Source organism: Rhizobium sp. 05N49 (genome assembly GCF_056396805.1).
In genome coordinates this window covers 88348-103888 of sequence record NZ_JBFTME010000019.1, presented here as the reverse complement: position 1 = coordinate 103888, position 15541 = coordinate 88348, and the positions used below count along the sequence as shown (strand labels likewise).

Sequence of the window (15541 nt, the reverse complement as noted above, 5' to 3'; positions counted from 1 at the left end):
TCCTCGGTTAAACTAGTAGAGCGATCGGGCAAGCCGTTCGGCCGCCTGATCGAGATTGGTGCCTTTGTTGTCGGCGATCAGCGCATAAGCGACCTCGCCGATCTGCCAGTAGGCGGCTTCTGTTTTTTCAAGCGCGATATGGCTGACCGGCTTCACCTCGAAGGCGCCTGGTCTGACGGCGAAGAGCGACAGGCGTTTACCGTCGGCTTCCTCGATTGCCATTTCGACGCTCGGCCCGAATTCCGACGGGAAGACCTGCACATCGGCGACCTTCCAGTCCTTGGGTAGCTCGGGCATGACGATTGCGGTCGCAGCACGGATATCCTCGGCGCTGTAGGTTCGAACGCTCTGCGACGGGATGGTTTCGCGAAGGGCGGCCGTGCGATAGGCGCGCACCGCATCCTCGACATAGGCCGGAGCCGGAACCGAAGCATTGACTTCCGTTGCCGTGAAGGCGCCGAAGGAATTATGAGCCACCCAGCCGGCGGCAAGCAGTACGCCGACGGCGGCGATGCGCTGCATGGAGTGCAGGATACGGCCATAAGAAAGGCCACGTTCCAGCCGGCGGGCCGCATCGCGTGTCTCGGCGCGTCCGAAGGCGCTTTCGCCTGCCAGCGCAAGACGCAATTCACCTTTCATGCTGAGATCGGCCATGACCTTTGCGGCAATCGCCGGATTCTCTGAGAGGTAGGATTCGACCTGAATGCGCCGTGAGACATCGAGCTCGCCGTCTACATAGGCGTCGAGATCGGCATCGATGATTGGATCAATCGCTTTCATTGCCGTTCCCTCCAATTAATCTCAGATGCGAAACGCGCGGTGTCTTCTCCTCGAACTCGCGCAACTGGGCGCGGGCGCGGGAAATGCGCGACATCAGCGTGCCGACAGGAATGCCGAGTGCATTGGCCGCTTCCTGATAGGACAGGTCCTCGATCGCCACGAGATGCAGCGCTTCGCGCTGTTCCTCCGGCAGATCGAAAAAGGCGTTGCGCACCTGCTGCAGGCGTACCGCATGTTCCTGTGCGGCCGGCAGCGACTGTTCCGCCTCGACCGCCGCCTCATCATGGCGGCGCGTCAGCGAGCGTATCTGCCGCACGCGGTCGATATGCGCATTGTGCAGGATGGAAAGCAGCCAGGTGCGCAGGTTTCCGCCGCTGCGGAAGCTCTTGCGCTTCTCGAAAGCCCGGACCAGCGTATCATGCACCAGATCCTCCGCCTCGTCCGAGTTGCGCACCAGCGAGCGTGCGTAGCGCCGAAGCGCTGCGAGCTGACCAATGACATCGAAGGGGCGATCTTTCCGTTCCATGATTGAGTATACGAAAGCATCGCGGATTTTATTCCGCGGCGATGCAGAATTTTTTCGAATCTGCCGGAAAGGGCGTGCCGCTATACGGAAAACGCCAAAAACCTCCGCCATTTGTCACGGCGGAGGTGGGTTTCGTGCAGTCTCGATACGAAGGATCAGCCTTGACATGATCCCTTAGGGTCAGTCTTCGAGCGTGATCCCCCGGGGTCCGCTTTTGGGCATGATGCCCGGCTGGTCGGCAGGGAATTTCGCAATATCCTGCACGCTGATATTGAGGTGCTGGGCAACGAGGGCTGCCGGCGTATGGGTGAGCCACGAGGAGAGGCCGACTTCCTGATATTCAGCCACCTTGAAGACGGCGACGAACTGGAGGTCAGTCTTGCCCGTATTTTCGATGATGTGGCCCTGGCTCCTTTTGACATAGCCGATATCGCCGGGCCGGAAATCGGCAGTCTGGCTGCGCGGGCCGGCATCGAACACCGTCATGCGGCCTTCGCCCTTCATCCAGTACTGCCATTCATCGGCATTCGGATGCCAGTGCATTTCGCGTACGCCGCCCGGCTTGATCGTCTCGATCGCAGCGGCAATCGTCTTGGAGACCTTGAAGATGTTGCTGTCGGCAAGCTGGATCGTGCCCGAGACATTCTGCTTCAGCGGCGCCGACGCCGTCAGCCGATAGGTAAAGGGGTAGGGTGGCAGGCCGCCGGAAGCCACGGCCTCCTGGTCGGCCGAAAGCGGACCCGGCTCCTTGCCCTGGAAGATCCAGAGATCCTGCAACGGGATGTTCTTGAACGTGTCCTGCGGCACGCCGAAATTCTTGGCGAGCAGTTCCGGCGAGGTATGCGCCAGCCAGTCGGTCAGGAGCAGGGTGCCATATTCGGACTGCTCGCCCTCATCGAAGACCAGGACGAATTCGGCGCCTTCAGGCCCGAGACCCTGCAGCGAGTGCGGGTAACCTGCCGGAAAATACCAGAGATCGCCGGCCTCGACGTCCTGCACATAGGCCCGCCCCTGCGGATCGAGTACGGTCACCCGGCAGCGGCCGTTTGTCATGATCGCCCACTCGGCAGCCCGGTGCCAATGCATCTCACGGATGCCGCCGGGGCCAAGGCGCATGTTGACGCCGGAGACCGCTTCGGAAATTGCAAAATCGGATTGCGTCACTTGCCGTGCCCAGCCGCCGTTCTGAATGCGCTTCGGCGCATTGTTGAACGACCCCCAGAAGAGCTGCATATCGCCAACATCGGTTGCCGGCGGATTGCCGAATGAGGGGAACTGGTCATTAAGGGCGGGGTTCTTCGGACCGGGATCGGAGAGCCCGGCAGGATTGGCGTTGATTGCGCCTTCTGCCGGCTGATCGGGATTGCCGAAGCTCGCTGCATGCGCCGCACCCGCCGCAAGTGCCGTTCCGCCCATCGCTCCGAGCGCTAGAACCGTGCGTCTAGAAAGAGGTTCCATGTTTTTTTCCTTTCGTTCGATTGGGAGGGTTATTCCGCCGGGGCTTGGGTTGGGGCGTCGGTGGTGGCGTGCCGTTTGCGGCTGACGAATTCGCTCAGCTTTTCCAGGTAGAGATAGACGACCGGAGTGGTGTAGAGCGTCATCACCTGGCTGATGAGCAGGCCGCCGACCATGGCATAGCCGAGCGGCTGGCGCAGTTCCGAACCAGTGCCGTGGCCGAGCATCAGCGGCAGGCCGGCAAGAAGTGCCGCCGCTGTCGTCATGATGATCGGGCGGAAGCGCAGGAGACAGGCCTGACGGATCGCGTCTTCCGGCGACAGTCCCTGCTCGCGCTGGGCGGCGATGGCGAAGTCGATGATCATGATGCCGTTCTTCTTGACGATGCCGATCAGCAGGATCACGCCGATCAGCGCGATCACGGTAAAGTCGAAGCCGAAGGCCCAGAGCATGACGAGAGCACCGAGGCCCGCGGAGGGGAGCGTCGACAGGATCGTCAGCGGGTGGAAATAGCTCTCGTAGAGTACGCCGAGGATCAGATAGATCACGGCAATCGCTGCAAGCACCAGCAGCGGTTCGCTTGAGAGCGAGCTCTGATAGGCCTGAGCATTGCCCTGGAACGTGCCGATGACGGTTGCCGGCTTGCCGAGATCGGCCTCAGCCTTGTTGATCGCGGCAACCGCCTGGCTGAGTGCGGTCCCCTTTGCAAGGTTAAAGGAGAGTGTAACGGCCGGAAACTGGCTCTGGTGGTTGACGGCAAGCACGGCTGTCGGCTCCGTCGTCTGCTTGACGAGCTCGCTCAAGGGAACCTGCTCGCCGGTCAGCGGCGATTTGATATAGAGACCGTTGATCGCCAGCGGCGACTTCTGGAACTGCGGCGCAAGCTCGAGAACCACATGGTAGCTGTTCAGATCGGTGAAATACTGGGTGACCTGGCGCTGGCCGAAAGCATCGTTAAGCGTATCGTCGATCATTTGCGGCGCAATGCCGAAGCGCGATGCCTGGTCACGGTCGATCGTAAGCGTCACGGTAGCGCCGCTATTCTGCTGGTCGGTGGCGACATCGGTCAGCTCCGGCAGCGTCTTGAATGTGGCAAGCAGCTTGGCTGCCCAGTCGTCGAGCTCGTCGGCATTACCGTCCTGCAGCGTATATTGGAACTGCGTGGCCGAGGCCCGTCCGCCGACGTTGATATCCTGCGCCGGCTGCAGGAAGAGTTCTGCACCCTGCATCTGCGCGAGTTTAGGACGAAGCCGGTTGATGATTTCGCTTGCCGAGGCATCGCGCTGGTCTTCAGGCTTTAGCGTGATGAACATGCGGCCGTTATTGACGGTCTGGCCAGATCCGCTGCCGACGGCCATGCCGACGGTCGCAACCCCGGGATCGCTGGAAACGATATTGCCAGCCTCGATCTGGAGGCGCGACATTTCAGCGAAGGAAATATCCTGTGCGGCTTCGAGTGTGCCGGTGATCAGGCCGGTGTCCTGGATTGGGAAGAAGCCCTTGGGAATATTGACGAACAGGAAGCCGGTTGCCGCAAGCGAAGCGATGAAGACTGTCATGGTCAGCCGGTGATGGCGCAGCGCTATATCGAGCGTGTAGCGGTAGGCGGCAAGAAGCCCGTCGAACGCCTTCTCGCTCATTGCATAGAGCCTACCATGGTTGGCGTCTTTTTCCGGCTTCAGGAAGCGTGAGCTCATCATCGGTGTGATGGTCAGCGAGACGATTGCCGAGACGACGATCGTCATCGTCACGGTGATTGCGAACTCCCGGAATAGCCGGCCGACAATGCCGCCCATCAGGAGCAGCGGAATGAAAACGGCGACGAGCGAGATACTGATCGAAATGATGGTGAAGCCGATTTCGCGTGCACCGTCGATTGCCGCCTGTTTCGGCGTTTTGTCCATCTCCATATGGCGATGGATGTTCTCGACCATCACGATCGCATCGTCGACGACGAAACCGACGGCGATACTCAGGCCCATCAGCGAGAGATTATCGAGGCTGAAGCCAGCGACATACATCAGCGCCAATGTGGCCAGGAGCGCCAGCGGCACGGTGACACTCGGGATCACCGTCACCCAGACATTTCGCAGGAAGATGAAGATCACCATGACCACAAGGGCAATGGTAATGACAAGCGTCGTTTCGACATCCGCCACCGAGGCGCGGATGGTAGTCGTCCGATCGCTGAGGATGGAGAGGTGGAGGGCGGCCGGTGCGATCGCTTGAAGCTGCGGCAGGGCAGCGCGGATCGCACCAACCGTATCGATGATATTGGCGCCCGGGAGCTTAAAGATCGGCAGGAGGATCGCCCTCTTGCCATCGGCCCAGGCCGCCAGCTGATCGTTCTCCGGTCCGTCGATCGCCTGGCCGATATCGCTGATGCGGACCGGAGCGCCGTTGCGATAAGCGACGATCGAATCGTTCCAGGGGGCGGCCTTCAGGAGCTGGTCATTGTCATAGATCGTGTAAGTGTGTTCTCCACCCTGCACACTGCCTTTCGGTGAGTTGCTGGTGATGCCGATCACGGCGCTGCGGATATCCTCAAGGGAAAGTCCCATCTCGGCGATCTTGCCGGGATCGATCTGCAGCCGTACGGCCGGCTTCTGCTGTCCGAAGATCAGAACCTGCGAAACGCCGTCGATCTGGCTGACATGCTGCGCGAGCACGCTTTCGGCAAAATCGTCGACTTGCGTCAGCGGCAGCGTATCCGAAGTGAGCGCAAGAACCATGACCGGCGGATCGGCGGGATTGACCTTGCGATAGGTTGGGGGCGAAGGCAGGTCCGTCGGCAATTGCCCTCCGGCCGCGTTGATTGCGGTCTGCACGTCCTGGGCGGCGCTATCGACGTCGCGCGACAGATCGAATTGCAGAGTGATCGCGCTCGAGCCGAGCGTGCTCGTCGAGGTCATCTGGGTGACGCCGGGGATCTGGCCGAACTGCCGCTCCAGCGGCTGGGTTACCGCCGATGCCATCGTCTTCGGATCGGCGCCGGGGAGCTGTGTCGAGACCTGGATCGTCGGAAAATCGACTTGCGGCAGGGGTGCCACCGGCAGGAGAGGGTAGGCGACGATACCGATGCCGAAAAGGCCTGCCATCATTAGCGAGGCGGCGATCGGCCGCTCGATGAACCAGGAGGAGATCGACATGACCTATTCCTTGCTGGCGGCTTGCGTGGCGGCCGCCTGTTGAATGCTGACATGAGTGCCGACATCCAGCCGATACTGGCCCGACGTGACGACCTGTTCGTTGCCGGTAAGGCCCTTTTCGATGACGGCGTGGCCGCTCTCGATCGGCCCGGGGGTGACCTTGCGCACGGCAGCCGTGCCGGCAGCATCGATAACGTAGACGAAGAAGCCGTCCTCTCCCCGCTCAAGTGCTGCGGAGGGAATGGTCACGGCCTTCTGAAGCGTCTGCTGCTTGACCCTCAGCGTCACGAATTGACCAGGCCAAAGCGCATCATCCTTGTTCTCAAAAATCGATTTGATGCGGATCGTACCGGTTGTCTGATCGATTTCGTTGTCGATGAGCGCGAGCGTGCCTGACGCAAGCTGCTGCGACTGGTCCATCGACATCGCCGTCACCTCGACCGGTCCGGCCTTCAGCGCGTTGCGCACTGCGTCGAGATCGTCCTCACGCAGCGTGGAAATGACAGTGATCGGCTGCGTCTGGGTGACGGTGACGATCGGTGTCGTATCGGTCGTCTGGACTTGGTTGCCGGGATCGACCCGACGTATACCCGTGCGGCCGTCGATCGGTGAGCGGATCTCGGTATAAGAGAGCGACACGTCAGCAGCCTCCTTGGCGGCCTGATCCTGCGCAAGCTGTGCCTGCGCACTTGCCACCATGCTTTGCTGCTGCTCGACGGTTTCCTGCGTGACGATCTGCGGGTGGGACAGTTGCTGGTCTTTGATTAGCAGATATTGGGCATTGGCGAGATCGGCCTGGTCCTGTTTGATCTTTGCGGCAGCCTGATCGTCGGCTGCCTGGAAAGGGCGAGGGTCGATGATGGCAAGCACGTCGCCCTTCTTGACGGCCTGTCCCTCGACGAACATCACGCTCTGGAGCTCTCCGTCGACACGCGTCGTGATGTTGACTGTATAGTTCGCCTGCACCGTGCCGAGACCGTCAAGATAGACAGGTACGTTGGTAACGGTAGGTGTGGCGACCTCGACCGGCACGGCCGGCGCGCTAGGCTCCGGGGCGGCAATGGTCGGCTCCGTTCCTGCAAACCAGAAGGCTGCGGCCGATCCACCCGCAACGGCGAGAACGGCGATGGCAGCGAGGATCGCCGGTTTCCGGCGACGACGGGGTTCACTCACGATGCGGATGGATGTCACTGCCGGCTCCATGGGCTAAAGGTCGAACGACGCTGCAACGGCCACCGGCGTTTGGCGGCCTATTAATCTGTTTCCTGAATTGAAGGGCTGATGCCCAGGCCAGGTGTCAGGCTGCCGATTATCCGCAACCCCACCGGCGCTTCTGTGTCCTGCCGGATCAATTCAATGCGAGAAGGCTACGTCCGGGCGAGCATTGGCGCATCTATACGCAGGTCTAGTTGCCGTTCCCCTTAGGTATACGCTCCCGCATCCGGGTGGCGGCGGCACGCAGAAGAACCGGCGTGAAAGGCATTCGAACCGGTTCTCTGCACCTTTTCAAAGCCAGATTGGGTGCTACCCGGTCAGCGGGCTGTGACCGGATTTGCACCGGCCGCCGGCGGGTTCTTGCGGAAATCGGGATGCAGCGGTCCGAAGGGCATGGCGCCCATGCAGGCCACAAGGGCAAGGCCGGCGATCGCGGAACAGAAAGACAGGACGAACATATCGGCATAGGCAAGCACGTTTGCCTGCGCACGGATATCAGCCGCAACTGCCGAGAGGGCTTGGAGACTGCCGCGATGGCTCGTCCCGAACAGCGTCTCCAGCTTTGCCAGGACACCGTGAAGATTGATCGACGATCCCGAGATCGGCCCGGTCAGGATGTTGGAATGATACTGCTCGCGCTGTCGAAGCCAGGTGTTCAAAAGACTTAGCGCCAGCTCGACGCTACCGAGCCGGATCACCTGGATATAAGCGGATACCGCCGTCGAGCGTTTCGGGTCGGAATTGGCAATCAGGTAGACGACCGTTGCGAAGAAGGCGAAGGATTGCCCCGCCGTATGGAGGAGCACGACCGGCAGGAAGTTAAGGGGCGCCCATGCGGTGGAGAGATTTGATCCCAGCAGCGAGCCGAGCGCCATCGTGCTCAGTCCCATCATGATGCAGAGGCGCGCGTCGATCCGGCGCAGCAGGAAGATCGCTAATGCAATGAATAGAAAGACCGGGATGACCGCGCCGAAAATGTAGAGTTCAGAGATGGCGATCGGCCGCAATCCGACGACCGTTTGCAGAAAGCCCGGAATAGCAATCGAAGCGCCGGAACTGGCAAAGGTGAAGGCGATGATGATCGCGTAGCCGATACCGATATTGCGCGACAGAATCACGCTCGCATGCGCCCAGGGATTGGCAACGACGCTCTCGTTGATGAGGAAGCCGATGAAGAGAATGGTACCGCCTGCCAGCAGCGATGTGACAACGCCGGAATTGAACCAGTCCAGCCGGTTACCCTGATCGAGACCGACATAAATCATCGTCATCGAGCATCCGAGCAGCATCATGCCGCCCCAGTCGGCGTCCTTGAGCAGACTTAAATTGATCTCTTCCCTGGGGGCGCCGATGATGAGGAGAAGGGCGATGATCGGTGTGACGATCACATCCTGCCAATAGGCCCACTGCCAGCCGAGATAGTCGTCATAGATGCCGACGAGCACGAAGCCGAGATTCTGCGACAGCGGAACGCGAAGCGCGTAGATCGAAAGGCCGATCAGCCAGTACCTCATGTCGAGATTGCGAAAGATCACCATGATGGTGGCCGGGATGAAGACGCCAAGCAAGAGGGCTCTTGCCGCATGCAGCACAAAGAGCATCGCGCCGTCATGGACCATGGGAATAACGAGCGAAATGCAGGCATAGACCAGGGTCGTCGGGATCATGACCCGTCGCACGCCGAATACGGTAACGAGCCAGGCGACGGCCGATGAAATGAGGATCTGCGGTGCGTTGGCGACGGTGCTGAGCCATGAGGCTTCGTCGAAGCCAAGCGAGTAGGCGCCGCGAAGGTCGGGCAGGCCCACGGCAAAGACACGCGTGTCGAAGCCGACGACGAAAGAGGCGAGCAACAGGGCCGTGACGATGAGAAACGGATGGCTGGTCGTCGTGCCGCTGGTCAGTGGACCAAAGGCGCGCGGAGCCGCACTCATTGTTCCAGGTCCGGCTTGGTATCGACGGTCACGACGGCCGACATTCCGGGCTTCAGCTTATCAACCAGCGGCTGGCCGGGATCGAAGACGATCTTGACCGGGACGCGCTGGACGACCTTGGTGTAGTTTCCGGTCGCATTGTCGGGCGGCAGCAGTGCAAAGATCGAGCCGCTTGCTGGCGACAGGCCGATGACCTTGCCATGCAGCAACTGACCCGGGAACGTGTCGATGGTAACGTCTGCAGATCGGCCTGGTGTGATCCGTGAGAGCTGCGTCTCCTTGAAATTTGCGGTGATATAGACGCTTGGAAGCGGAACTTCAGACACGAGGCTGGTGCCGGCTGCGACGAAATCGCCTTCATGGACGAGTTTGCGGCCGATGACGCCATCGAAAGGCGCGTAGATGCGGGCATAGCCCTGGTGGATCAGGGCTGTGTCGAGCGAAGCCTGGGCGGCATCTACCTGAGCCTGCAGCAGCGGAGATTGCCCGTTCAGAACATTCAACTGTGCCTTTTGCTGCGCGATCGAGGCCGCCGTCGATCTGACCGAAGCCTGGGCCTGCAGATAGGCTGCCTGGGCCTGCTGCAGCAGCTGTTGCGAGGTCGCACCGCCGAGGCTGGTCTGACGGTGGAACTCCTGTTCTGTCTGGGTCTGCTGGGCAAGAGCTGATGCGTTCTGCGCTTCAGCGACCTGCACGACGGCCTTCTGCAGTTCGATCTGGTTTGCGAGATTGGCAAGCGATGCATTGGCAGCTGCAAGATTGGCCTTCGAGACCGCGACCGCAGCATCAAATTCCCGCGGGTCGATTTCGGCGAGCAGCTGGCCCTTCGTCACCTTCTGATAGTCCGTGACCGGGGTGCTCTGGACGATGCCGCTGATCTGGGCGCTCAGCGTCGAGACGTCGGCGCTGACCACGGCATCGTCAGTCGATTGATGCGATGCACCTGCCACCCAGCGGTTCCAGTCGATGGTCACGATAGCCACTCCCCCACCCACGAGCGCGATGGCGAGGAGGGGGATGGCAAGCCGTCTCAACGAACCTGCGGCTGCCGGGGAGGGCGCAGCCGGAGGAACGGGAGCTTCCGGTGGCGGAGGCGAGCGGGCGGGCTCGGACGGACTAAGACTGGTGATGGTGATCTGCTTGGCCATGGCAGCCGTCACTTTTTGCTACGGTCAGTGGAAGTCCTTGCCCGAACGCGAACCGGGGCCGGGATGAAGGAGACGTGACCCGTGCCATGGACCTGCAGCCAGTAGCCAAGGGCCATGAAAACGCCGCCGCCGATAAGGTTGCCGAGCGTGACCCAGACGAGATTGTGAATGGCGGCAGCAAGCGTGATGTTTGCGGGATGGTCGCCCATGAGCGCCATTGAGAAAGTGAACATATTGGCGACGCTGTGTTCGTAGCCGGCGGCCACGAAAATCGTGATCGGCCAGAAGATCAGCATGATCTTGGCAGCAGCGTTTTCCGTACGTCCCGCCATCCAGATGGCAAGGCAAACAAGCCAGTTGCAGAGAATGCCGCGTGCGAGAAGCTCTAGCGATCCGGCTGACATCTTGGCCGAGACAGTCGAAAAGAACGCCTGGCTCCCGTCGCCCAGAAGCACGCCGCCGCCAGCGAGATGAAAGAGACCCGCAAGCACCACGGCGCCGATCAGGTTGCCGATCCAGGCACCTATCCAAACCAGCAGCAAATCCGAGATGCGGCTGCGCCGCGTCAGCACCGCGAGCGGCATGTACATGGCCGTTCCAGTAAAGAGCTCGCTCCCGGCAAAGACGACAATAGTCAGGGCGGAGGAAAAGACGATGCCCATCACGAGATGCGCCCAGGCGGGATCGGCATGCGCGCCGGCGGTGAACATGATGATATCGCCGAAACCGATATAGGCGCCGGCCATGGCCGCCCCGATCAGAAAGGCAGGAAAGTGGTTGCGGACTTCTTCGGCTTTCTCTTCGCCCGACTGGGCAAAGTGATCAATCGAATCCTGATACATGACGGCACCTCGCGTCTTGATGATCGAACCGGCTTCGTTCCCGGATGGTCGAAAGGTTAGTCGCGCATGCGGCGTTGCTGAATCATACCTACGTCTAGGCTGCTTCCGGCCAAGCCCGGACTTGCATTTTCATTCTTACATGCTGCTTCAATCGCGATGGCAATCGCGCAATGCAAAAAAAGAGGCCGCCTCCGGTTTGCGGAAGGCGGCCATTTGCGGATCCTCGGGCAATCCGTGGCTTCAGGCGGAGGGGAGGGACACCGGGAAGCCGTAACCGAGATTTCATCGCCTGTGGGGGGAGGAGGCTTCAGGCGATGAGAGGAAGATACGCCGATACCGGAGGCTGCGGAACTAAACTTACGTATTGGCCCGCCTAGACCAGCGGGCAATTTTCCCCCGTCCGGCGACGCACTTAGTTTTGCACTCGATCGGCGCGCTGTCGTCGACGGCATCGGCGGTAGCAGCTCCCATTCAAACTGCGCCGCAGATGACGAAGCTCAAACCTCGGACAGGACCTATCATGAAAATCACGCTTCTTTCCCTCCTGGCAGCCGGAATGCTGGCCGCCCCTGTCGTTGCAAACGCCGCCCAGGCCGATGTCGGCAAGCTGGATTGCGACGTTTCCAAGGGCATCGGTGTCATCGTCGGCTCCAAGCAGGATCTCGACTGCACTTTTACGCCAACCGCTTCCGATGACTCCAGCCAGCATTATGTGGGCACGATCACCGATTTCGGTCTCGATGTCGGCACTGTCGAAAAGGGCCGGATGGTCTGGCTCGTCTTCAATGCCACGCGCGAACCCGTGGCCGGCCTCCAGGGCAATTATGCCGGTGTCACGGCCGATGCCAGTGTGGGTGTCGGCGGCGGCGCCAACGTGCTGGTCGGTGGAACGAGCAAGACTGTATCGCTGCAGCCCGTTTCGCTTCAAGGCGATGTCGGGGTCAATCTGGCGGTCGGCGTCACGGCCCTGAAACTGCAGCTCGCGGCTGAATAGGCTGCCGGGCCGGCCTGGTGGAGTAATCCCGCCAAGCTGGCCCCAAGCTTTCCCGGGTAAGAAGTACAAAGCAAAAAATAGCACTTATCCACGATTGCACAGCTGATCAATTGTCCACACATCATGTCGGCGGTTGTTTATGACAATTCCATGACAGACTATGTGCCCGCTGATTTGTACGGGACATGGAATATGAAAGAGAAGAAGCGGGTCTACGAGGCTCTCGTGGACGGCGCCATGGAAGGCCTAGTGGGTGATGCGCTTTATGATTTTGTCCGCAAGCGCTGCCCGAAGGCCTCCAGCAAGAAGATCGTTCGCGCCTCATTGCTGGCGCTGACCGATCCCCATCTGAAGGATCGCAATATCCTCGACGTCATCTATGCGCTGGCGATCAAGCACCGGCTGGACGACACCACCATCGAAGATGAGCAGGACGAGGAAGCGGAGGAGCAAGACCGGCGCCCCACGGCTGGCAAGGACCAGCCGCCGCTTTCCTGATATGGCGAAGACGAGAAATCCTAGCGGACCTAGGGCGCACCGCGCCGTCAGGCGGCGCTATCGGAGAGTTCTTCGAGGATCGGACAGTCCGGACGGTCATTGCCGTGGCAGGCATGAACGAGATGTTCGAGCGTGCGTCGCAATTCTGTCAGCTCGCGGATCTTCCGGTCGATTTCCGAAAGCTTTGCCTCTGCAATACCCTTGACGTCGGAACTCGCGCGGCCCTTATCCTCATAGAGCGCCAGGAGCTGGCGGCATTCTTCCACCGAGAAGCCGAGGCCGCGCGAACGCTGCAGGAAGCGCAGCTTGTGTACATCCGAGACATCGTAGTCGCGGTAGCCGTTTCCGCCCCGGTCGGGGCGGATCAGGCCGATATCCTCGTAATAGCGGATGGTCTTGGAAGGCAGGCCGGAGCGTTCCGAGGCTTCGCCAATATTCATCGATTGTCTCCTTACAGTTTTTCCACCCTCAGCCTCAGTGCATTGCCGATGACGGAGACCGAGGACAGGCTCATGGCGGCGGCGGCGATCATCGGCGAGAGCAGCAGGCCGAAAATCGGATAGAGAACGCCAGCCGCCACAGGAATGCCGAGCGCGTTATAGCCGAAGGCAAAGCCGAGGTTCTGGCGGATGTTGCGCATTGTCGCCTCAGCCAGCCGCCTTGCGCGCACGATCCCGTTGAGATCCCCCTTCACCAAGGTAATGCCTGCGCTTTCCATCGCAACGTCGGCACCGGTGCCCATGGCGATCCCGACATCGGCGGCTGCCAGCGCCGGCGCGTCATTGACCCCGTCTCCGGCCATGGCAATGACGGCGCCCCTTGCTCTCAGTTCGTCGACCAGCGCTTTCTTGTCCTCGGGCAGAACGTCGGCGCGAACCTCGTCGATCCCAAGGCTTTTCGCCACTGCAAGGGCAGTACGCCTGTTGTCGCCGGTCGCCATGATGATCTTCAGGCCACTGTCATGCAGCGCCTTGATTGCGGCTGCGGTCGTCGGTTTGATGCGGTCGGCGACTGCGACGAGGCCGGCCAAAGCACCGTCGAGGGTGACGAACATGACAGTCTTGCCTTCGCCGCGCAGCGCTTCGGTCTGGTTCGAAAGCGCTGCTGGATCGATGCCGAGATCAGCGAGCATGGCGGCATTGCCAAGTGCGACTGACCTGCCACCCACCGTACCGTGCACGCCCTTTCCGGTCTTCGCCTCGAAGCCTGTGACATCGTTGAAAGTGAGACCGCGTTCCTCCGCGCCTGAAACAATTGCCTCGGCGAGCGGATGTTCGGAGCCACGCTCGAGGCTTGCTGCGAGCGCCAACAGATGATCTTCCTCGACACCTTCGGATACAACGACATCGGTCAGCTTAGGCTTGCCCTCGGTCAACGTGCCCGTCTTGTCGACGATCAACGTATCGACCTTGGAAAACCTCTCCAGCGCTTCGGCATCCTTGATCAGGACGCCTTCCTGCGCACCGCGTCCAGTGGCGATCATGATCGACATCGGTGTTGCGAGCCCAAGTGCGCAGGGGCAGGCGATGATCAGGACGGCAACGGCGGCGAGCAGCGCATTGGCCAGCCGCGGCTCCGGCCCGACAAAGGACCAGACGAGGAAAGCTGCGATCGCGGCGGCCACGACGGCCGGCACGAAGATCGCCGAAACACGGTCGACGGCGCCCTGGATCGGCGCGCGCGAACGCTGCGCCTTCGCCACCATGTCGACGATGCGCGACAATGTCGTGTCGGCACCGACCTTTTCGGCCGTCATGATCAATGCGCCGTTCTTGTTCATCGTGCCGCCGGTTAGTGCGTCGCCCTTGGTCTTTTCGACCGGTAGCGGTTCGCCCGTGATCATCGATTCATCGACGGTTGATTGCCCCTCGGTGACGGAGCCATCGACCGGAACGCGTTCGCCGGGACGTACGCGCAGCCGGTCGCCGGTCCTGATCTCATCGACAGGCACGTCGCTCTCGCTGCCATCGGCATCGATGCGGCGCGCGGTTTTCGGCGCAAGATCGAGCAGGGCGCGGATCGCTGAGCCGGTGCGTTCTCGCGCCTTCAACTCCAGCACCTGGCCGACGAAGACGAGGGCCACGATGACCGCGGCCGCCTCGAAATAAACCGGGATGGAGCCGCCGTGACCGCTAAAACTGTGCGGGAAGAGCCCCGGCACCAATGTCGCCACGACGCTGTAGAGGTAGGCCGTGCCAACACCGAGGCCGATCAGCGTCCACATATTGGGGCTGCGGTTGACGATCGACGCCCATGCCCTGCGGAAGAATGGAAGGGCTGCCCAGAGGACAACGGGTGTTGCCAACAGCAGTTCGATATAGCTCGCCAGCGGCTCGCCAAGCGCTTCACGCGGCCACGAGAGGCCAAGCATCGGCCCCATGGCAAGGATCAGGAGAGGAACTGAAAGGACAGCACTGACCCATAGACGCCTGATAAAATCCAGGAGTTCCGGATTCGGACCTTCGTCTTCAGGTGGAATGCCCATCGGCTCCAGCGCCATGCCACATTTCGGGCAGTCGCCAGGACGGTCACTGACGACCTCGGGGTGCATCGGGCAGGTATAGAGCGTACCCTTCGGCATGGCGGCTGCCGCAGGCTTTTTGCCATGGCGATAGGTTTCGGGATCGGCCTCGAACTTCGCCTTGCAGCCGGCCGAGCAGAAATAGAACTTCTCGCCCTCGTGCTTCAGGAAATGTTTCGCGGTCGAGCGGTCTACGGTCATGCCGCAGACCGGGTCCCTGGCGGTCAGATAATCCTGCGGTGCCGCCTCGAACTTCCTGCGGCAGCCATCGCTGCAGAAGTGATAGGTGTGACCCTGATAATCGAGCGAAGGTTTCCCGGCTTTCGGATCGACCGTCATGCCGCAGACGGCATCGCGCACCACCACGTCTTCAGCCTTTTCATCGTGGCCGCAACTGCATTGCGCACCGTCGGCGTGATGGTCGTGCCCATGCCCATGATGATCGTGGTCGTGATGATGATCGTGCTTGCTGTCCATAA

Annotated in this window: 12 protein-coding genes; 2 read left to right on the top strand and 10 right to left on the bottom strand. The window is 61.0% G+C overall.

All coding sequences use genetic code 11. From position 1 onward, the window contains the following. Positions 1-12: 12 nt before the first annotated feature. From AC1DF8_RS28780 to AC1DF8_RS28745, 8 genes are all read right to left on the bottom strand, one after another. The gene (locus tag AC1DF8_RS28780; RefSeq protein ID WP_112971558.1) at positions 13-780 is read right to left on the bottom strand and encodes an anti-sigma factor family protein; all 768 of its coding nucleotides are present in this window, start codon (positions 778-780) and stop codon (positions 13-15) included. After that, a complete protein-coding gene (locus AC1DF8_RS28775) occupies positions 767-1306 on the bottom strand; it encodes a sigma-70 family RNA polymerase sigma factor (protein WP_478155925.1) in 540 nt (179 codons plus the stop codon). The genes AC1DF8_RS28780 and AC1DF8_RS28775 overlap by 14 nt, the downstream gene beginning before the upstream one ends. Before the next feature lie 180 nt (positions 1307-1486). Further along, a complete protein-coding gene (locus tag AC1DF8_RS28770; protein WP_112541347.1) occupies positions 1487-2764 on the bottom strand; it encodes an oxalate decarboxylase family bicupin in 1278 nt (425 codons plus the stop codon). Between the two features lie 29 nt (positions 2765-2793). Further along, positions 2794-5910: an efflux RND transporter permease subunit gene (locus AC1DF8_RS28765; RefSeq protein ID WP_478155922.1), complete on the bottom strand. Its 3117-nt coding sequence runs from the start codon at positions 5908-5910 to the stop codon at positions 2794-2796. A gap of 3 nt (positions 5911-5913) precedes the next feature. Then, positions 5914-7101 carry an efflux RND transporter periplasmic adaptor subunit gene (locus AC1DF8_RS28760; RefSeq protein WP_478155920.1) on the bottom strand — a complete coding sequence of 396 codons (1188 nt, stop codon included), beginning with the start codon at positions 7099-7101 and terminating at the stop codon, positions 5914-5916. 341 nt (positions 7102-7442) lie between these two features. Next, a complete protein-coding gene (locus tag AC1DF8_RS28755) occupies positions 7443-9059 on the bottom strand; it encodes an MFS transporter (RefSeq protein WP_478155918.1) in 1617 nt (538 codons plus the stop codon). Beyond that, positions 9056-10207: an HlyD family secretion protein gene (locus AC1DF8_RS28750; protein WP_478155916.1), complete on the bottom strand. Its 1152-nt coding sequence runs from the start codon at positions 10205-10207 to the stop codon at positions 9056-9058. Before AC1DF8_RS28750 ends, AC1DF8_RS28755 begins: the two co-directional genes overlap by 4 nt. A gap of 8 nt (positions 10208-10215) precedes the next feature. After that, positions 10216-11049 (bottom strand): formate/nitrite transporter family protein, encoded by an 834-nt coding sequence (locus AC1DF8_RS28745; protein WP_112971552.1) that lies wholly within the window; start codon positions 11047-11049, stop codon positions 10216-10218. Positions 11050-11569: 520 nt separating this feature from the next. Between AC1DF8_RS28745 and AC1DF8_RS28740 the strand changes: the two genes are divergently transcribed. Both AC1DF8_RS28740 and AC1DF8_RS28735 read left to right on the top strand, forming a co-directional pair. Further along, the gene (locus tag AC1DF8_RS28740) at positions 11570-12043 is read left to right on the top strand and encodes a DUF992 domain-containing protein (RefSeq protein ID WP_112541352.1); all 474 of its coding nucleotides are present in this window, start codon (positions 11570-11572) and stop codon (positions 12041-12043) included. 192 nt (positions 12044-12235) lie between these two features. Continuing rightward, on the top strand, positions 12236-12541 hold the full coding sequence (locus AC1DF8_RS28735) for a hypothetical protein (RefSeq protein WP_018114125.1): 306 nt from the start codon (positions 12236-12238) through the stop codon (positions 12539-12541). Positions 12542-12588: 47 nt separating this feature from the next. Here the strand turns inward: AC1DF8_RS28735 and cueR are convergent, their stop codons facing one another. Both cueR and AC1DF8_RS28725 read right to left on the bottom strand, forming a co-directional pair. Beyond that, positions 12589-12981: a Cu(I)-responsive transcriptional regulator gene (gene cueR / locus AC1DF8_RS28730; protein ID WP_112541353.1), complete on the bottom strand. Its 393-nt coding sequence runs from the start codon at positions 12979-12981 to the stop codon at positions 12589-12591. 11 nt (positions 12982-12992) lie between these two features. Continuing rightward, positions 12993-15539 (bottom strand): heavy metal translocating P-type ATPase, encoded by a 2547-nt coding sequence (locus AC1DF8_RS28725; protein ID WP_478155913.1) that lies wholly within the window; start codon positions 15537-15539, stop codon positions 12993-12995. Between the last annotated feature and the right edge of the window lie 2 nt (positions 15540-15541).